Genomic DNA, 17,863 nt, shown 5'->3' on the forward strand with positions numbered 1-17,863 from the left:
TAACAAGGGGCGATAGCAAGTGGCACAAACATTATACGACAAAATTTGGCAGTCCCATGTGGTGACTAAACTCAATGAACAAACGGATCTGTTATACATTGACCGTCATCTGGTTCACGAAGTGACCTCACCTCAGGCTTTTGCAGGGTTAAAAGAGAAAAATCGGACAGTACGTTGTCCTGAAAAAACCTTTGCTACCATGGATCATAATGTCTCGACTAAAAGCCGCTCTATAGATGCGGCTAGTGAAGTGAGCAAAAACCAACTGCAAGCCTTAGCGAAAAACTGCGCCGAATTTGGCATTGTACTTTATGACCTAAACTCGATTAATCAGGGGATTGTTCATGTCATGGGTCCTGAGCAAGGGATCACCCTGCCAGGCACAACCATCGTCTGTGGTGATAGCCATACTTCCACCCACGGTGCCTTTGGAGCATTAGCACATGGCATTGGCACGTCGGAAGTAGAGCACGTGCTGGCAACCCAGACTTTACAGCAGAAAAAAGCCAAATCGCTGAAAATTCAGGTCAATGGCGAGCTGCGTCCGACGGTGACGGCAAAAGACCTTATTTTGGCTGTGATTGCCAAGTTAGGCACCGCTGGTGGTACCGGCTTTGTGGCGGAATTTTGTGGCAGCGCCATCTCGGCTCTGTCGATGGAAGCACGCATGACCTTATGCAATATGAGCATTGAAATGGGAGCCAAAGCGGGACTTATTGCACCAGATGAAAAAACCTTTGCTTACCTAAAAGGGCGACCGTTTGCCCCACAAGGAGCGGAGTTTGATGCGGCCGTGGCGTATTGGCAGACCTTACATAGTGACCCAGACGCTGAGTTTGATCGGGTGGTAGAGATTGACGCGGCTGAGATACAACCGCAAGTGACCTGGGGCACTAGCCCAGAGCAAGTGATTGGTATCAATGATGTGATCCCAAACCCCGATGATGAGCCGAACTTAATTAAAGCGGATGCCATTCGCAGCGCCTTAAAATACATGGGACTAACAGCTGGACAAAGGCTCAGTGATGCCAAGGTGGATACCGTATTTATTGGTTCTTGCACCAATAGCCGTATTGAAGACTTACGAGCCGCAGCAGAGGTTGTGGCGGGTAAACGGGTTGCGCCAGGTGTTGAAGCGTTAATTGTGCCTGGTTCGGGCCTGGTGAAACAACAAGCAGAGCAAGAAGGGCTGGCTGAGATTTTTATTGCCGCAGGCTTTGAATGGCGTCAGCCGGGCTGTTCCATGTGTTTGGCCATGAATGATGACCGTCTTGGGCCTGAAAAGCGCTGTGCGTCAACATCAAATCGTAATTTTGAGGGGCGTCAAGGCCGTGCCGGTCGTACCCATCTTGTTAGCCCTGCAATGGCTGCTGCAGCCGCTATTGCCGGTCACTTTACCGATATTCAAGGAGTCGCGTCATGACGGTTTTTCATCAAGGTTTGGTGGCACCATTAGATAAAAACAATGTCGATACCGACCAAATCATTCCCAAGCAGTTTTTAACCTCAACCAGTCGAGATGGCTTTGATAAGGCGTTGTTTTACGACTGGCGTTACACTGAGGAAGGTCAACCGGATCCCAGTTTCGTGCTTAATTACCCACAATACCAAGGTGCCTCTATTTTATTAACGCGAGATAACTTTGGCTGTGGCTCCTCGCGAGAGCATGCTCCTTGGGCGCTACAGCAATATGGCTTTGAAGTCATTATTGCACAAAGCTTTGCCGATATTTTCTTTAATAACTGTGGTAATAACCAAATGCTCTGCATTGCCTTGCCAGCAGAGACACTCGATACCTTGTTCACCTTGGCGGAGCAGCCCAGTGGCGTAAACCTAACCATAGATCTCGAGCAGCAACAGATTGTCGCACCGGGGCTCGAGGCGATTGCCTTTGATGTCCGCGAGGATATTAAAGCTAGGCTTTTAAGTGGCTTAGACTTTATTGGCGAAACGGAGTTATTGGCGGCAAAAATCGATGCCTTTGAAACCCAGCTTGCGGCACAAAGACCATGGCAATAACGCCTAATTAACGCATATCTTTGCTATCAAGCCAGAAGCCCAGTAAGCTCTGGCTTTATTTTTTAAGGTAAACACGATGCATAAAACCACAGTAGTCGCCTTGGCAGTGCTTAGCGGCAGTGCGCTGGCACGTCCAGCTCCTTTGGTGTCGATCCCAACTCATGATGCCTTTTTTGATAGCATTAAAGCCCACTGTGGCAAAGCCTATGAAGGCAAGGTCAGCGTTGATAATCAAGGACCTAGCAGTTTTAGTGAAGCACGTCTAGTAATGCACGTACGTAAGTGCAGTGCCACTGAACTGCAGGTACCGTTTCATGTTGGCAAAGATGCCTCGCGCACTTGGATCATTAGTAAAACGGGCAGTGGCTTAAGTTTAAAACACGATCATCGCCACCAGGATGGCAGTGATGATGCCTCTACCATGTACGGTGGTCACACGGTTGATGCCGGGTGGAATACGGTACAGTCGTTTCCTGCAGATGAGTATTCTAAGCAGTTGTTTGTGCAGCAGGGCATTCCACAGTCGGTGGGCAATACTTGGCAGATGTTTATTTACCCAGAACAGTTTAGCTATCGCTTAATTCGTGAAGGGCGAGAGTTTCGAGTCGACTTTGACTTAACCAAGCCAGTCACTCCCCCTGCGGCACCTTGGGGCTACTCTGATTAATGCAGATTAGTATTAGTCAGTGACGCAGCGAACCTCGACGGTGAGATCGTGTTGATATGGTCTCGGCGTCAGTGGTAGCCGTTCATATTTTTGTACACCCTTTAACAGCGTGAGCTGGGACTGACGACCTGAGCACAAGCGTTTGGCATGGCGGAGTAAAAACACACTTTGGCGGTTAAAGTGGGCGTAACTATCCGGTTTGATGGCCAGTCGGTAATGATCTTGGCTATACTGAATTTGCTCATAATGCACTTTGTGATCAAAGTCGTATAAACGCTCAGCTTTACCACTGGTAACAGGCGTTTGTTGGCAGGCGGTGAGCAAAAGCGCAGCTAGGGCGACAGGACTGCGCTTTATTTGCCACCGTCTCAATGTTAACTTTGCCATAATTGTCCTTTTAATCTGCTAGATTTTCAGTATATCACACAGGAGATTGGTCACTTGCTTAGTCATATTAAAAAGTTATTTCAAGCTGCCCAACAGCAGCCACACGCTGCAGACTCGCTTGATTTCAATACGGCGTTAGCGGCACTGTTAGTTGAAGTGATGCGCGCCGATGGCGAACTCCATGACGCTGAATTCGATAAAATAGCCGAGCTATTGCAGGTGCGCTGTGAGTTGCCGAAAGAGCAAGTAACGGCGCTGGTCGAGCGAGCACAGCAGCTTGTAGAAGAAGCCGTTGATATGTTTTCTTTTGCCAAGCAAATCAATAACTACACCAGCGATATAGAGCGCATCGAAATCATCGAGTTATTGTGGCATGTGGCTTTTGCCGACGGTCAGTTGGATAGTCACGAAGAACATATAATACGCAAGATCGCCGGGTTATTTTACGTCGCTCATGCCGATTTTATTAGTGCCAAACTCGCGGCTGAAAACGCTAAGAATGGCTAATGTGGCAACACTGCTTGGCACGTTAGCACCACTTCTTGCAAGATAAAATTCACTAGCGTCGGTGATATTGCGCAGATCTTAGCTATCTCCTTTTGCTTGTAATTACCACGAGTGTATAAACTTAACACCGTTAAGTGACGGCTTGAAAGCTGCTGTACGGCTTGCAGCATCTGGGTTTCTAAGTTGTTCTCAATAATCTTATCTTCTATGTTGAGCCGCTGTTCATTACAGTACTGAGGCTCGGCTTCATCGATATCAATACTCTTCTCCCTAGCACGTTTACGCAGTGTATCAATCGCGATATTCCTTGCCGTCTGATAGCAGTAGGCGGTTTGGTTTTGCACGCTTTGATATTGCGAAAGCTCCATGCTGGCAAGGCGAATAAAGGTTTCTTGTAATACGTCTTCGGCGAGCGCATGACAATGGAGCATACCTGTTAAATAGGCTACTAACTTCTCCCTTTGTGACTCAATGATTTGAGCCCAGCTATGAGCCGTCACAACGAGGTTAGAACTAAGCGCGGCACCCATTTTATTCCTCTTTTATTAATAATGAAAACGATTATCAATTAGATCCTATGGCTTTGCAGGTCCAGCTGTCAACATGGAAAGGGATTTTTTGTTTACTAAATTGTAACTTTTGCTCCTGGTAGAGGGGTAGGTTTTTGGATTTAAAAGAAATAAAAATTATTTTTATTTTTCTTAAATTATTTTCCCAGTAGGACGTCATAACTACATTGAAGTTTACTGTTTATGTCTAATAAGTGCATGAATTTATTTTTATTTATTGCTGCTTTTTAGTGCTGTTCTTATGTCGTTTTTTAACTGAGTTAAACGCTGACTCATGCTTTATAATGAAATACGCAACATCTAAGGTTTAAAATAATGTTAAATAGTTGTTTATCTTGGCCCGAGGGCGATGCAGAACAATATCGGCGTTTGGGATATTGGCGAGATCAGGAGCTGATACAAATTTTAGAGCGCCAAGTGCAATCCAACCCCCATGGCATTGCGGTGATCGATGGCGAGCTCAGTAAAAGTTATCTCGAACTCGAAAAAGCAGCGACGCGACTGGCCTGCTATTTAGCGAACCAAGGAATAGCTGCTGGGGACAGTGCCATCGTTCAGCTACCCAACTGTTATGAATTTTATGTTGTTTTCTTTGCCTTACAAAAACTGGCGGTGGTTCCAGTGTATGCGTTAATGAATCATCAGCAGCTGGAGCTAAAGCAATACACCCAGCTATTACAGCCCGCGCTTATTCTCGCTGATGCGGCACAGCCATTATTTAAAAATGCACAGTTTTATACTGAGCTACAACAGCACTCGACTCAGCTGCAGCACGTCTATTTACGGGGTCAGCAGAGTTGGACGGAAGACTTTACCAGTAAGCTTCATGCCTCTGCCTGCTTTAATCACTTTGAGTCGCTATCGCTTAGGAAACACAATGCTGAGAATACCGCATTTTTTCAGTTGTCGGGCGGCAGTACTGGCACTCCTAAGCTGATCCCGCGAAGTCATAATGATTACTACTATAGCATTCGCCAGAGCGTTGCCGTGTGCCAATGGAATAGCCAAACTCGGTATTTATGCGCCTTGCCTGCGGCGCATAACTTTCCACTGAGCTCACCAGGGGCACTGGGCGTGTTTTATGCCGGTGGCACTCTGGTTTGTGCACCAGACCCTTCCCCAAGCAGCTGCTTTCCCTTGATCCAGCGTCACCGCGTGACTTGGACGGCATTGGTACCACCGGCGGTAAACCTATGGCTCGATGCCAAAGCCAGCAGTCACGATGATTTAAGCACATTACAAGTGGTGCAAGTGGGCGGCGCTAAGCTCAGTGCAACGCTGGCGGCAAAGCTTGAAGCTGAGTTTGGGGTATTGCTGCAGCAAGTGTTTGGCATGGCAGAGGGACTGGTGAATTACACTCGTTTAGACGATGACTCATGGCATCGGCACCATACTCAAGGCTTACCCATGAGCGACGCCGATCAAGTGCGCATTGTGGATAACAATAATCAAGAAGTTGAGCCGGGCCAGGCTGGGCTGCTCACCACCAAAGGGCCCTATACCTTCCGGGGGTATTTTAACGCTGCCGCCCATAATTTAGCCGCTTTTACTGCGTCTGGCTTTTATTGTAGCGGCGATGTCGTTAAGCAAACCCCCAGTGGCCACCTTATCGTGGTGGGCCGCGATAAAGATCAGATTAATAAAGGCGGTGAAAAGGTCGCCGCAGAAGAGGTCGAAAACCTCTTGCTCGCCCACCCCAGTGTCTATGACTGTGCCTTAGTCGCCATGCCCGATGCCTTATTGGGGGAGCGCATATGCGCTTTTGTGGTGCTTTATCAAGACCGTCCCGAAGTGGCAACGCGAGGTCATTTATTGCGTTTTTTGCGTGACCGCGGCCTGGCCTTGTACAAGCTCCCTGACCGCATCGAGTTTGTGACCGAGCTGCCAACCACCAAAGTTGGCAAAGTAGATAAGCGAGCACTGCGCGAGCGCATTAAGCACACTCTTACTCCAGTTGAATCAGTTTAATAGGAAAAATACTATGGCAATCCCTCGGATCAGCAGTTACTCACTGCCCACAGATCGCCCAGAAAATCGTACCCAATGGGCTCTTGAGCCCAATAAGGCGGTATTGCTGGTGCATGACATGCAGTCGTACTTTGTCAACTTTTATGACTCCAAAGCGGCGCCCATGGCAGCCTTGGTGGAACATATTAAAGTACTGATCAAGATCGCTAAAGCCGCTGGGATCCCGGTTGTCTATACCGCCCAGCCAGCCGATCAGCCAGCACATTTGCGAGCCTTATTAACCGACTTTTGGGGCACCGGCTTGGGTCAAGCAGATACCCCTATTATTGCTGACATAGCCCCTGAGGCCGGTGATAAAGTCTACACCAAGTGGCGTTACAGTGCCTTCAAACGCAGTACGTTGCTACAAGACATGCAAGCACAAGGGCGAGATCAACTTATTATTTGTGGTATCTACGCCCACATTGGGGTGTTAGCCACCGCCCTTGATGCCTTTATGTCTGACATTAAGCCTTTTGTGGTTGCGGATGCTGTGGCGGATTTTAGTGCCAAAGAGCAACAGCAAGCGCTAGAGTATGTGGCCACTCGTTGCGGTCAGGTACAGCTACTACAAGAAGTTACTGAGGCCTGTGCTACGACTACGACCAAGAGCACCTCAATCACGCTAGCCCAGATGCAGCAAGCGGTGGCAGACACACTGAATATTAATACTACAGAAGTGGACCCTGAAGAAAACTTGCTCTATCTCGGTTTAGATTCTATCCGGGTAATGGCCTTAGTCGAACAGTGGCGCGGGCAAGGAGTGGCGGTGACCTTGGCAGACCTAGCCGCAGGGGAGAACTTGACCCAGTGGCATGACATTATTGCCGCTAAAAGCAACCAAGTAGAACAGGCGCTATGAGTACCCTGCCACTTACCGCGGCTCAGCTTGGGATATGGTTAGGTCAGGCGAAGCAATCGTGTGACAGCTACTACAATACGGCTGAGTACCTCAAACTAGACTGGGAGGTCGATACTCAGCGGTGGTTGCTAGAGGCATCGCGGGCCTTGCAAGGGATCACTGCGCTAAATGTTAAGTTTCAAGAGCAGGGCGGCGAACCACAGCAAATACTATTAAGCAATGCTGAGCGCAGCGCTAAGTATGGCGACTATGTTGATTTTTCCGAACAGGAGAATGCCCCCGCTGCTGCACAGCATTTCCTCAGTGACTGGTATCGCAAGCCCTACCATTTGGCAGCAGGGGAGCTGTATCGCCATGTGTTGATAAAACTCGCGCCAAGGCAGTATTTATGGGCGCTGGGAGCGCACCACATTGCGATGGATGGTTACAGCTTTGCACTGGCTGGTGATCGTGTCTTGGCTGCGTATGAAGGCCGGCCAGTAACAGACGATGAGGCTCAGTATCGGGAATTAGTGGTTGCCGATGTAAATTATCAACACAGTGAGCACTATCAACAGGATAAAGAGTTTTGGTTGGCGCATTTACGTGGTGCCAGCAGCGCCATTCAACTGACTGACAACACTTTGCAAGCCGAAGCGGCGAGTAATAAAGTCAGCGCCATCCTATCTGCGCAGTTACAGCAAAAGCTCGTTACTCAAGCACAGCGTCAGGGGGCCAGTTGGCCTGAGCTGCTGATCGCTGCCATTAGCTATTTAGCTTATCAATCGAGTGGTGCAGCGGAAACCATCATTGGCATTCCTGTGGCCAATCGTATTGCCAGTAAGGCTGCCAATACCCCGTGTATGCACATGAATATCATTCCGCTCAAAGTACAATTTCACCTGGCCACAGGCTTTGCTGACTTGGTGACCCAAGTGAGCCAGCAGCTGCGCCAGGCAAGGCGGCATTTTCGCTTTCGTTACGAGGAGATTAAGGCTCAGTCGCAGGCCCACAACCTACCGGACAAATTGTTTGGCCCCGTGGTTAATATTTTGCCATTTGAGCGCCAACACAGCTGTTCGGGCTATCCAGTGAGCAGTCATACCATCAGTGTCGGGCCGGTGGAAGACATTGCCTTTGTGTTTGCCACTCAAGCAGACGGCAGCTTACTGTTCGAGATAGAGGCAAATCCAAGTGGTTATAGCATGGAGCAGTTAAAGGCCCTACAGACACAAAGCCTAGCATTATTGCAGCAGTTCGAGAGCCAATTGCAACAACCTTTAGCTGTGCGCTGCAGCGATTTGGCGTTGTATCACCAGCAAGGGCCGCTGCCATTTAATAGTGTGCTATCGAGCTTGCTACAGCAAGTGCGGCAACGGCCAGAGGCTCTGGCGCTGCGCAATGCACAAGGCCGTGAGCTGAGCTATGCTGAACTGTACCAGCAAGTAAGGGCATTGGCGCAGGGCATACAAGCCTTGCAACAAGCGAGTGCTGGCACTGTTGTCGTGGCATTACCGCGCAGCCCTGAGACAATAGTTGCCATTTGGGCGGTTCTGGCGGCCGGTCAGCGCTTTGTGTGTATTGATGATGCCGCGCCAGCTGCACGTAATAGCGAAATAATCGCAGATGCCGCTCCTTTTGTTGCCTTGGTTAACCCGCAAACCGCAGCCAGTGTCAGTGCTATTGATAGTGGTTTGTCACTGCTGGATGTCAGCGATTTGCCACGCCACAGCAACTACCCTGTCGAGGGCATAAAGGTGTCACCCGAGCAGCAGGCTTATTTAATTTATACCTCAGGTTCAACGGGCCAGCCAAAAGGAGTACAGATCAGCCATGCTGCCTTGGCGGGTTTTGTTCATGGCGCCAGAGAGTGTTATGGCATCGGCCCGGCAGACCGAGTATTGCAGTTTGCCCCTTTTCACTTTGATACTTGCATTGAAGAAATATTTGTTACCCACAGCAGCGGCGCGGCCTTAGTACTGCGTAGCGATGCTATGTTGAGCTCGTTTAGCGCTTTTATGGATGAAATTGACGAGCAGCAAATAACGGTACTCGATTTACCTACGGCCTATTGGCATGAGTTATGTCACTATCTTTGCCGCTCCGGGCGTTTCCTGCCACAGCGAGTACATACCCTAATCATTGGTGGTGAGGCGGTAAATAGTCAGCGAGTGCAAGCCTGGCAAGCACATGTTGCCCAAAACATTCGCTTATTGAACACCTATGGGCCGACCGAAGCCACTGTGGTGGCCACTGCAGTGGATTTGAGTCACACCACGGCATTTAATCTTATTGGCAAACCGTTAGCTGGTCGTGGCGCGGTGGTGATGCGTGAGCCGGGGCAGGTGGCCAAGCTCGGTGAGCAGGGCGAGCTGTGGTTAACCGGAGTCGGATTGGCCAGTGGCTACCTTAATCAGCAGCAACAAAGTGACCACGCTTTTGTTGAGGTTTGGGATCCACTGCAGCGAGCAATGGTCGCAGCCTATCGCACTGGCGATAGGGTGATAATGGATAAAGCAGGGGTGCTGACTTACTTAGGGCGCAGTGATGCGCAAATCAAGATCAGTGGCTATCGCATTGAGATTGGTGAAATAGAAGCGGCATTGTTGGCTTTGCCTGAGGTGCTTGAGGCGGCGATCACCGTGATCCATAACAGCCAAGGTGCAGCAACGGCATTGGCGGCGCATGTGGTGGCGACGCAGCAGCGAACGTTGTCTCAACTGCGAACTGAACTGGCGCAGCAGCTACCAGCGGTAATGATACCAAGTCAGCTTTACTATCATGCCTCTTTGCCAAAGACCGCAGCCAATAAACTCGACCGCAAGGCATTATCTTCACACTCAAGCTGCGCTCCGAAAACCCAGTTAACGGGTTTACAGGCTGAAGTGGCCGCTGTGTGGCAAGCGGTGTTAGGTGTGGCTGACGTGCATCCGGATGATAACTTTTTCGATATTGGTGGTCAGTCTATGCAGTGCATTCAAGTGGCTGCCAGACTGACTGAGCTGTGTCAGCAGACGGTGACGGTGGCATTTTTGTTTGCTCATCCCAAACTTGCGGATCTTTGCACTGCGTTGGCGAAGGGGAGCGGCGTGAGCCCAACAAGCCATGACCAGCTGCAAGCCACCATCACGCAGGATGTCGAGGATGTTGAAACCCAGCTACAAGCGATTCAGCCATCGCCAACACTGAAGCAGCCAACCTCGCCATGTGTATTACTGACTGGCGCGACAGGTTTCGTTGGCGCGCAGTTACTCGCCCAGTTATTACTCACGGCAAACGTAACCATCCTTTGTCCGGTGCGCGCCGACAACCTGCAACATGGCTTGGCGAGATTGCAGCAAGCACTCGCAGCACAGCAATTAGGAGAGCTGGACAAGCAACGTGTTGAAGTCTTAGTGACAGATATCGCCAAACCGAACTTGGGGTTAAGGGCCTGTGAGTATGACGCGCTTGGTCGTCGCATTACTCATGTGCTCCATAACGCGGCACAAACCTCGGTGTTACGAGATTACGCTAGCTTGCGCAGTGCCAATGTTTTGGTAACGGCTCAGCTGCTTAAGTTTGCCAAACAGTTTGCGTTACCGTTTAGCCATGTTTCAACCATTGCCGTAGCCCCGCAGCAGGAGCAACCGCTAGAGGAGCAGTTTGTCGCATTCCACCCCGGGTTACGTGATGGCTATCAGCAATCCAAGTGGGCAGCAGAAGCCATGGTGGCTAAAGCGCGCAAACAAGGCGTTAAAGTGCAAGTGTATCGCTTAGCTCGAGTGATAGGTGCAAGCCACAGTGGCTTTATTAATCGCGACGACTTAGTTTGGCGGATTTTACGGGCGGGACTAAAGCGTCAGCAATTACCTGAACTGAAGGTGTCTGAACCATGGACGCCGGTGGATACCATCGCCCAGTTTATGGTGCGGCAAACGCTGCAGCAGACCGGTCATGGGGTGTACAACCTGACACCCGAGACCCAGGTTTGTTTACCACAGCTCTATCAATGGTTGCAGCAATACGGATTCGAGGTTCATACCTTGGCGGTGGCGAAGTGGGTGCAACAACTCGAGCACTCCGATGATGAACATGATGTAGCCATTGCTAGCTTTTTCAGCAGCCAAGGCAAGCAGACACAGCCGGTAAAGCTGGTGGCCAATAATCAGCGCTTTGTTAGTGCCAGTCGTAAGTTTGCCATCAATTTACCGACATTTTGCTGCGACGACCTAAGCCAATACTTAGTTTTTGCTTTTCGCGTTGGGCTACTCAACCCCAGGCAGCATCCCCAGGTGGTGCAAAAACTCAAGCAAAACCATTTACTTCATGAGGAGGCATTATGACCATTCGCCAGCCTGTCAAACCTTCAGGGCCCCGCCGTGTTTACTGTGTTGCTAAGCGCTATATTACTCCACGGCTATTGCGGATCACGGTATCTGGAGATGAGTTGCTGGGGTTTCCCAGTGACAGTGCCGGCGCGCACATTAAGTTGTTTTTTGCCAATCGCCAAAGCGGCAACTTGCAACTGCCAACTCGCGATGAGCAGGGCAAAATTCACTGGCCAAAGGATAAGCCCGTGACACGGGCCTATACGGTGCGCGCCTATCGTGCTGAACAAAACGAATTGGATATTGACTTTGTGGTTCATGGTGATAGTAGCCCCGCTTCAGGTTGGGCGGTCAATGCCAAACTAGGCGCTGAACTCGGTGTTGCCGGCCCTGGTGGACCCAATCCCTTGTTGGCCGCGGCCGACTGGCAACTATTAGCTGGCGATTTAACCGCAGTGCCGGCAATCAGTGCGTTATTACAGCAAATGTCAGACGAGCAACACGCTGAAGTGTTTATCGAAGTGGATAGTATCGACGACTGCCATGAGCTTGACCATCCAAGTAATGTCACCATTCATTGGTTGACCCGGATACGTGGCGATCATCAGCAGTTGGCTCGGGCCTTAGCGACGGCGAAACCGCCAGCCACTGCAACCTCAGTGAGTGCCTTTGTTGCCGGTGAAAACAGTGCTGTGCTGGCGTGTCGCAAGCAGCTCATTGGTGATTTTGGACTAACAAAAAAGCAGCTCTATGCCATTCCATACTGGCGTCGAGGGCAAGACGAAGAGCGCTACCACGACCAGCGTCATGAAATTATGGATGAGGTGTACTAATGACCGAAACTTCGGAATGGGCTGGCCGTATTGCACTGGTCACTGGAGCCGCGCGTGGCATAGGGGCGGCGCTGGTGAACCAGTTGCTAGCACAAGGTGCCACCGTGGTGGCGGCTGATATCGCCTTCGCTCAGCCTCAGCTGACATCGGTCTCACCACGATTGTTGCAGGTGCAGCTGGATGTCAGCGACAGCGGCCAAGTACAGCGCCTGGTTGATGAGGTGGAGCAACACCATGGTGCCATTGACTACTTAGCCAGCGTGGCTGGCGTCTTGTTGTTGGACAGTGTGTTAACCCAAAGCGATGACGATTGGCAGCGCAGCTTTGCGGTTAATTGTCATGGCCCTTTTTACCTCTGCCGAGCGGTGGGCAACAAAATGCGGGCGCGGGGGCGCGGCGCAATGGTGGCGGTAAGCAGCAACGCAGCACACACGCCGCGCTTAAACATGGCCAGTTATTGTGCAGCAAAAGCGGCACTGACGGCGCTGGTTAAAAATCTCGCACTGGAGTTAGCCACAGACAATATTCGCTGCAATCTAGTGGCGCCCGGCTCAACCGATACCTTGATGCAGCAACAACTTTGGCAAGACCAAAGCGGCGCTGCCCAAACCATTTCTGGCGACTTGGCCAGCTACAAGGTGGGGATCCCGTTAGCCAAGCTAGCCACCCCAGACGACATTGCCTCTAGCATCTTATTTCTGCTTAGCACGCAAGCAAATCACATTACTATGGCTCAGCTCACCGTGGATGGTGGGGCGACGCTAGGTCATTAAATTTCGAGGAACGTATGACGACAACACTTAATTTAACCCAGTCTCAGGCCCTGCAAGCGCAAGGTGAACACGTCATTGCCGGCTTTACCCAGTCAATGATGAAAAAGCCAGAGCAGTTTTCTCCTGGAGCCTACCCAGTCTACTTGGCTGAAGGAGAGGGCGCCATGGTCACCGATGTTGATGGCAACCAATACATCGACTTTGTCTGTGGCTTGGCTGCCAATACACTGGGACACAATCATCCGGCCGTGGTGACAGCCATCCGCGACAACCTCAGCAAGGGCATAATTCATTCTTTACCGACTCCCATTGAGGTAACCACAGCTCAGACCCTGTCTAAGGTCATTCCGAATGCTGAATTGGTGCGCTTTTTTAAAACCGGTGCGGATGCCAACTCGGCGGCCATTCGCTTAGCACGGCACGCAACTGGGCGCGATGAAATCATGACCATTGGTTACAACGGCTGGCATGATCACTATATGTTTGACACCCCGGGAGTGCCAGCCAGTATCGCCGCCTTAACTCATCGAATGCCACTTTTTACTGAAAAGGACGAAGCTGCAATTTTAGACAAGGTGGTGGCACAGCAAGACTCACTGGCCGCGGTGCTGCTATCCGTGCCTTACAATCGCGTGTTAGAGAAGTCCTTCTTGCAGCAATTGCGACGTGTATGCAGCGAGCATGGCGTTATTTTGATCTTTGATGAGGTGGTTACCGGCTTTCGCTTGGCTCCCGGTGGTGCCCAAGAGTTCTTTGGCGTTGATGCCGATTTGGTTACCTTATCAAAAGGTATCGCTGCTGGCATGCCGTTGTCGGCAGTCACAGGCAAACGCACATTAATGTCGCAAATGGCAGCGCTGCAGGTCTCGACCACCTTTGGCGGCGAAATGTTGTCGTTGGCAGTGTGTGATGCCGTACTCAAAGAATATCAACGAATGGATTTTTGTGACCACATTGCCAAGTTAGGCGCACGCTTAAAAGCCGAAGTAAATGCCATCGCGCAACAGTTAGAGACCCCGCTGAGTGTGGTCGGTTATGACCCTATTCCGATGTTCTTATTTGCCCGTGACCCGCAAGCCCATGTGAAGTTGGCCATTCCGTTTTTGGCGGAAATGGCCAAGCGCGGAGTGTTACTGCGTCGCGAAGTAAACTTTATTTGTGGTGCCCATACTGAGGAGCACATTACCCAAACAATCTCTGCCGTTAAAGCATCGTTAATGGCAATGAAAGCGGCTGGATTGTTCAAAAATCAGGAAGCGGCCTAATGGCGTGCAGTTGTTTTCAGCCGCAGCGCTTTGCCAGCTTAGCGCAAGCGAACACCACCACGGCCTTTGGTAGTGCTGCGGTGGATACCATCGAGAGTTTAAAAGCAACGCCGATAAAGCCTCAGGACAATACCCTGCACACACTTATCGACAATGTGTTTATTTACACCGCCGATGAGGATAATCGCGTGATCCCCCATGGTTGGGTGGTGGTTGCAGGGCGCACCATAGTTGCGCTTGGCGATACCAGTGAGGAGCCACCGCTATACCAGCAAAAGCTCGATGGTCAGGGTAAGCTGATGCTGCCTGGGCTGATTAATCCCCATTGGCATGAGAGCTTTGTGGCCCCAAACCCTGAGCAGCCTGATGACAGCCATGTGACCCCGACTGCTTATGCTAACGGCGGTGATGTGCAAGCTTTAGGGGCGATGTTTGGTTTTATTTCGAGTGTCGCCGATAAACTAACCTTGGCCGAGGGACTGGCCATTGCCCGTTGGAGCATGTGGACACAGCTGCGCTCTGGCACCACGGCATTGGGCGACGTTGGCTCTGCCAATAAAGGCGATGCTATGGCGTTGGCGGCCATCGATTTGGGGATGCGACTGCGGGTGAGTCGTTGGGGCTCAGACATCATGCTGGAGAGCAATAAAGCGACGCCCACAGCCGTTGCGGATACCCAAGCACAAACAGAGGATTGGCTTGCTCTGATTGAAACTTGGGAAGGACATAGCTCGGGGCTAGTGGGCGCTATGCCTTCGGTGATGGGGGCATTTGGTAGCTCGGATAAGCAGCTGGCAGCACTGGCAAGCATTGCCAAGCAGTATCAAGTGCCTTATGCAACTCACTTAGCGCCGCTTAAACATGAGCGCAGTGAAGTCGAGCGAGTGTTTGGACTGTCGCCAATCGCTCGCTTTGATGCCATGGGACTGCTGACGGATAAGCTCTTGGCAGTGCACACGGCGTATGCCAGTGAGCAAGAGTATCAACGCTTATTGCAAACCGGCGTTAATATTTGTCACTCACCGGCCCACTACGGCATGTTAGGTGAGGCAACGGTCAGTGAAACCGGGCAAATTGGGCGCTTTCTCAAAGACGGAGTGTGGGTATCGAGTAGCACCGATGGTGATATTTCCTTTATTGGTGGCATGTGCGAAGCCATGCGCGGTGCCCACTTAGGTCATAATGAAGCGCAAAACTGCAACACCACTTGCCCACCAACCTTGGCACTAAAAACCGCTTCTTTGTATGGTGCCAAAGCGCTGGGTTGGGAGCAGCAAATAGGCTCTATTGCGGTAGGAAAACAGGCCGATTTGGTGCTCATCAATAATGACGACTACCGTTATAAACTTTCTGCGCACCCATTGCGCACGTTTATTGTTACCGGCTCTAGTCACGATGTTGATAGTGTGATGGTGGCCGGAGATTGGGTGGTACGAAATGGCCGCAGTACCCGGTTCGATGAAGCTGAGCTGTACCAAGATTACCTCAAAGCGGTGGCCAGTGCACGTCAGCGCATCGGGAGGCCAGGATGAGCCAGATGCGTTTAGCCACTTGGTTTTTGCTGTTAGCCAGTACGCTCACCGTGATGGCCAGCGCGCCACTGGCGCCGGCATTACCCGGCATGACAGCGGCGTTTACTGGTGTTAGCGAAGCGGCCTTTTGGACTAAAATGACGCTCGCTTTACCCGGTCTTGTCATTGCTATCTGTGCGCCATTAGTAGGTAGCTGGGTGGATCGCTTACCGGCTTACCTACTATTACGGAGCGGTTTAGTGGCGTTTATTATCAGTGCTGCGCTGGGCTATTATTGGCAGTTTTCGCTTTGGCTGTTATTACTTAGCCGCGCGTTTATGGGCTTCGCGGTGGCGCTGATTATGGTGGCTGGCACCACCTTGGCAGGGAAGTATTTAAGCGGTGAAAAGTTTTCACAGTTTATAGGCATGCAAGCCGCGTTTGGCGGCTTTGGCGGCGTGTTTTTTATGGCGCTAGCCGGCTTTTTGGCACAGCAGCATTGGAGTTGGGTATTTGCCATTTACGCGTTGGCTTTATTCATCCTGCCAGGGGCTTGGATGTGGATAAAAGACCCAAAAAGCGCCGCTCCCACAGCGCCGAGTGATGCACCGCATTACGGCTTGAATTCTTCCTTTGTTGGTTGTTGTGGCTTAGCGTTCGTAGAAGTTTTGGTGCTTTATGGGCTCACGCTTTACTTGCCTTTTTACTTAACAAGCTTGTCAGCTTCAGCCAGTGACATTGGTTTAATTGTAGCGATGTTTTTATTGGCGATGTCTGTCAGCTCCTTGTGTTATGGCCAGTTGCGGCGGTTACTTAACGTCGGGCAAGCTCATGTAGCGGGTTGGTTATTGGTGGCACTTGGTTTTGTTTTACTGAGTTTTACCACGACACTAACTACAGTGATCCTGACCAGTCTAGTGGTTGGCATTGGGCTGGGGGCGATCCGGCCTAACTTAGTGGTGTGGTTGTTTGCGGTGATACCGCTCGCCATGCGTGGCAAAGCCATGGGGATAATGACTACGTGTTATTTTACTGGCCAGTTTTTGAGCCCAGTTATGTTTGACCCCATTATTGCGTGGTTAGGCTATCAGGGGTTTTTCCTCTGCTTAGGAACCGTGATTGTTAGCATCACGGTATTGTTCAGTATTACCTTTCTAGTCCGCAAAAAAGCCGCGTTAGCCGAGCTAAGTTAAGTTGTTTTCATGCCGGTGCATAGCCACAAACTGCATCGGTGTGATACCAAACTGCTTTTTGAAAGCCGCGCTGAAATTACCAATATGATGGTAGCCTGCAAGGTAGGCCGCTTCCCCTACAGACAATCCCTCTATTAGCAATGCATGTCTTGCCCGGTTTAATTTATGCTGCTGTAAATAGCGCTTAGGAGTGCTATTAAAATGCTGACGAAAGAAGCGTTGCAGACTACTTAGACTCATGGCCAGCTCCGCAGCGATGTCCTCAAGGCTGCTCTCTGAGGTCAAAAGATCTATTATGCGGCTCTTCTTGCGCTCAATGTCGGTATCGGGTGGCAAGCGGTAATGAGCATGTTGGGTGGTTTTTTTCTGCATGACCTCTGGCAGTAACTTTGCCAACCATTGGGTCGCAAGGCTTTCATAATGTAATCGCGTTAGCATATCTGTGCTGCTCGGGGTATTAAGCAGTTGTTGGGTAAGGAGCAGTATCTCCTCATCTAGAGTAAGTTGAGTCACTCGGGTGCTGTTGAATGATGCAAACTGCGGCGCAGTCATGCGCTTTTGTAGAAAATCATGACTAACACTTAAGGTGACCTTTTTGACTTCTTGATGCCGATGTAGGTAGCGACTAAAAGGTTCCGACTTGGCAATGATATTGGCAAATGCCAGGGGCTGGGTTTGGGCGTGGAACTGGTAATATTTTTCGCCCACACGAAAGGCCACACTGCCGGCGAGTAAGACGGTAATGTTGAGACTAGGTGGCAGTTGGCACGATTGGCTCAACTGTTGCTGTTCAACGCAGTGGCAAATATGCAGCTGCAGCTCATCGGTGAGTGGTATAAATGACAGCCTACCAGTGACAATGGCTTGCTCTTGCGCACCACCACCATGACGGCAGCAGGTGCCGGTTCGCACTAGGAGGTGCTCGTTTAACTGGGTGCTAGTTATATTTCCTTCCATGTCTTGCGCCATTATTTTTTAAAT

15 protein-coding genes are annotated in these 17,863 nt (G+C 50.6%); 12 read left to right on the forward strand and 3 right to left on the reverse strand.

The annotated features are described in order from the left end of the window. The first annotated feature begins 19 nt into the window (after positions 1 to 19). The 3 genes from leuC to R3P39_RS14215 all read left to right on the forward strand — a co-directional run bounded on the left by leuC (position 20) and on the right by R3P39_RS14215 (position 2,686). Positions 20 to 1,423 carry a 3-isopropylmalate dehydratase large subunit gene (leuC, locus tag R3P39_RS14205; protein ID WP_336568246.1) on the forward strand — a complete coding sequence of 468 codons (1,404 nt, stop codon included), beginning with the start codon at positions 20 to 22 and terminating at the stop codon, positions 1,421 to 1,423. Next, positions 1,420 to 2,019: a 3-isopropylmalate dehydratase small subunit gene (gene leuD, locus R3P39_RS14210; protein ID WP_336568247.1), complete on the forward strand. Its 600-nt coding sequence runs from the start codon at positions 1,420 to 1,422 to the stop codon at positions 2,017 to 2,019. The genes leuC and leuD overlap by 4 nt, the downstream gene beginning before the upstream one ends. Before the next feature lie 76 nt (positions 2,020 to 2,095). Next, positions 2,096 to 2,686 (forward strand): hypothetical protein, encoded by a 591-nt coding sequence (locus tag R3P39_RS14215; protein ID WP_336568248.1) that lies wholly within the window; start codon positions 2,096 to 2,098, stop codon positions 2,684 to 2,686. 12 nt (positions 2,687 to 2,698) lie between these two features. Here R3P39_RS14215 and R3P39_RS14220 read toward each other — a convergent pair whose 3' ends face one another. Next, complete coding sequence (locus R3P39_RS14220; RefSeq protein WP_336568249.1) at positions 2,699 to 3,073, reverse strand: hypothetical protein; 375 nt, start codon at positions 3,071 to 3,073, stop codon at positions 2,699 to 2,701. A gap of 54 nt (positions 3,074 to 3,127) precedes the next feature. Between R3P39_RS14220 and R3P39_RS14225 the strand changes: the two genes are divergently transcribed. Further along, positions 3,128 to 3,580 (forward strand): tellurite resistance TerB family protein, encoded by a 453-nt coding sequence (locus tag R3P39_RS14225; RefSeq protein WP_336568250.1) that lies wholly within the window; start codon positions 3,128 to 3,130, stop codon positions 3,578 to 3,580. On the opposite strand, the gene R3P39_RS14230 is transcribed toward R3P39_RS14225, so the two are convergent. Next, positions 3,577 to 4,110 (reverse strand): RNA polymerase sigma factor, encoded by a 534-nt coding sequence (locus R3P39_RS14230; RefSeq protein WP_336568251.1) that lies wholly within the window; start codon positions 4,108 to 4,110, stop codon positions 3,577 to 3,579. The two genes, R3P39_RS14225 and R3P39_RS14230, sit on opposite strands and share 4 nt — an antisense overlap. Before the next feature lie 354 nt (positions 4,111 to 4,464). Between R3P39_RS14230 and R3P39_RS14235 the strand changes: the two genes are divergently transcribed. From R3P39_RS14235 to R3P39_RS14270, 8 genes are read left to right on the forward strand one after another with little or no spacing between them, the layout of a single operon-like run. Next, on the forward strand, positions 4,465 to 6,117 hold the full coding sequence (locus R3P39_RS14235) for a (2,3-dihydroxybenzoyl)adenylate synthase (RefSeq protein WP_336568252.1): 1,653 nt from the start codon (positions 4,465 to 4,467) through the stop codon (positions 6,115 to 6,117). A 13-nt stretch (positions 6,118 to 6,130) separates the two neighbouring features. Then, positions 6,131 to 7,018 carry an isochorismatase family protein gene (locus R3P39_RS14240; protein WP_336568253.1) on the forward strand — a complete coding sequence of 296 codons (888 nt, stop codon included), beginning with the start codon at positions 6,131 to 6,133 and terminating at the stop codon, positions 7,016 to 7,018. After that, on the forward strand, positions 7,015 to 11,322 hold the full coding sequence (locus R3P39_RS14245; protein WP_336568255.1) for an amino acid adenylation domain-containing protein: 4,308 nt from the start codon (positions 7,015 to 7,017) through the stop codon (positions 11,320 to 11,322). Before R3P39_RS14240 ends, R3P39_RS14245 begins: the two co-directional genes overlap by 4 nt. Further along, positions 11,319 to 12,140, forward strand: coding sequence for a siderophore-interacting protein (locus R3P39_RS14250; RefSeq protein ID WP_336568256.1), 822 nt, complete (start codon positions 11,319 to 11,321; stop codon positions 12,138 to 12,140). The genes R3P39_RS14245 and R3P39_RS14250 overlap by 4 nt, the downstream gene beginning before the upstream one ends. Beyond that, entirely contained in the window at positions 12,140 to 12,913 is a 774-nt protein-coding gene (dhbA, locus tag R3P39_RS14255; protein ID WP_336568257.1) for a 2,3-dihydro-2,3-dihydroxybenzoate dehydrogenase, read from the forward strand. The genes R3P39_RS14250 and dhbA overlap by 1 nt, the downstream gene beginning before the upstream one ends. Before the next feature lie 14 nt (positions 12,914 to 12,927). Beyond that, complete coding sequence (locus R3P39_RS14260; RefSeq protein WP_336568258.1) at positions 12,928 to 14,178, forward strand: aspartate aminotransferase family protein; 1,251 nt, start codon at positions 12,928 to 12,930, stop codon at positions 14,176 to 14,178. Next, positions 14,178 to 15,710 carry an amidohydrolase family protein gene (locus R3P39_RS14265; protein WP_336568259.1) on the forward strand — a complete coding sequence of 511 codons (1,533 nt, stop codon included), beginning with the start codon at positions 14,178 to 14,180 and terminating at the stop codon, positions 15,708 to 15,710. The genes R3P39_RS14260 and R3P39_RS14265 overlap by 1 nt, the downstream gene beginning before the upstream one ends. Next, a complete protein-coding gene (locus tag R3P39_RS14270) occupies positions 15,707 to 16,882 on the forward strand; it encodes an MFS transporter (protein ID WP_336568260.1) in 1,176 nt (391 codons plus the stop codon). Before R3P39_RS14265 ends, R3P39_RS14270 begins: the two co-directional genes overlap by 4 nt. Here R3P39_RS14270 and R3P39_RS14275 read toward each other — a convergent pair. Then, positions 16,874 to 17,839 carry an AraC family transcriptional regulator gene (locus tag R3P39_RS14275; protein WP_336568261.1) on the reverse strand — a complete coding sequence of 322 codons (966 nt, stop codon included), beginning with the start codon at positions 17,837 to 17,839 and terminating at the stop codon, positions 16,874 to 16,876. The two genes, R3P39_RS14270 and R3P39_RS14275, sit on opposite strands and share 9 nt — an antisense overlap. Positions 17,840 to 17,863: the final 24 nt, after the last annotated feature.

This window comes from Pseudoalteromonas sp. UG3-2, assembly GCF_037120705.1.
In the GTDB taxonomy this organism is placed as follows: domain Bacteria; phylum Pseudomonadota; class Gammaproteobacteria; order Enterobacterales; family Alteromonadaceae; genus Pseudoalteromonas.

What these genes read in the sequence shown, in the direction of transcription:
- R3P39_RS14245 (WP_336568255.1), top strand. Translation starts at nt 7,015, where the DNA reads ATGAGTACCCTGCCACTTACCGCGGCTCAGCTTGGGATATGGTTAGGT.
- R3P39_RS14220 (WP_336568249.1), bottom strand. Translation starts at nt 3,073, where the DNA reads ATGGCAAAGTTAACATTGAGACGGTGGCAAATAAAGCGCAGTCCTGTC.
- R3P39_RS14270 (WP_336568260.1), top strand. Translation starts at nt 15,707, where the DNA reads ATGAGCCAGATGCGTTTAGCCACTTGGTTTTTGCTGTTAGCCAGTACG.
- R3P39_RS14230 (WP_336568251.1), bottom strand. Translation starts at nt 4,110, where the DNA reads ATGGGTGCCGCGCTTAGTTCTAACCTCGTTGTGACGGCTCATAGCTGG.
- R3P39_RS14265 (WP_336568259.1), top strand. Translation starts at nt 14,178, where the DNA reads ATGGCGTGCAGTTGTTTTCAGCCGCAGCGCTTTGCCAGCTTAGCGCAA.
- R3P39_RS14250 (WP_336568256.1), top strand. Translation starts at nt 11,319, where the DNA reads ATGACCATTCGCCAGCCTGTCAAACCTTCAGGGCCCCGCCGTGTTTAC.
- dhbA (WP_336568257.1), top strand. Translation starts at nt 12,140, where the DNA reads ATGACCGAAACTTCGGAATGGGCTGGCCGTATTGCACTGGTCACTGGA.
- R3P39_RS14275 (WP_336568261.1), bottom strand. Translation starts at nt 17,839, where the DNA reads ATGGAAGGAAATATAACTAGCACCCAGTTAAACGAGCACCTCCTAGTG.
- R3P39_RS14215 (WP_336568248.1), top strand. Translation starts at nt 2,096, where the DNA reads ATGCATAAAACCACAGTAGTCGCCTTGGCAGTGCTTAGCGGCAGTGCG.
- leuD (WP_336568247.1), top strand. Translation starts at nt 1,420, where the DNA reads ATGACGGTTTTTCATCAAGGTTTGGTGGCACCATTAGATAAAAACAAT.
- R3P39_RS14260 (WP_336568258.1), top strand. Translation starts at nt 12,928, where the DNA reads ATGACGACAACACTTAATTTAACCCAGTCTCAGGCCCTGCAAGCGCAA.
- R3P39_RS14235 (WP_336568252.1), top strand. Translation starts at nt 4,465, where the DNA reads ATGTTAAATAGTTGTTTATCTTGGCCCGAGGGCGATGCAGAACAATAT.
- R3P39_RS14240 (WP_336568253.1), top strand. Translation starts at nt 6,131, where the DNA reads ATGGCAATCCCTCGGATCAGCAGTTACTCACTGCCCACAGATCGCCCA.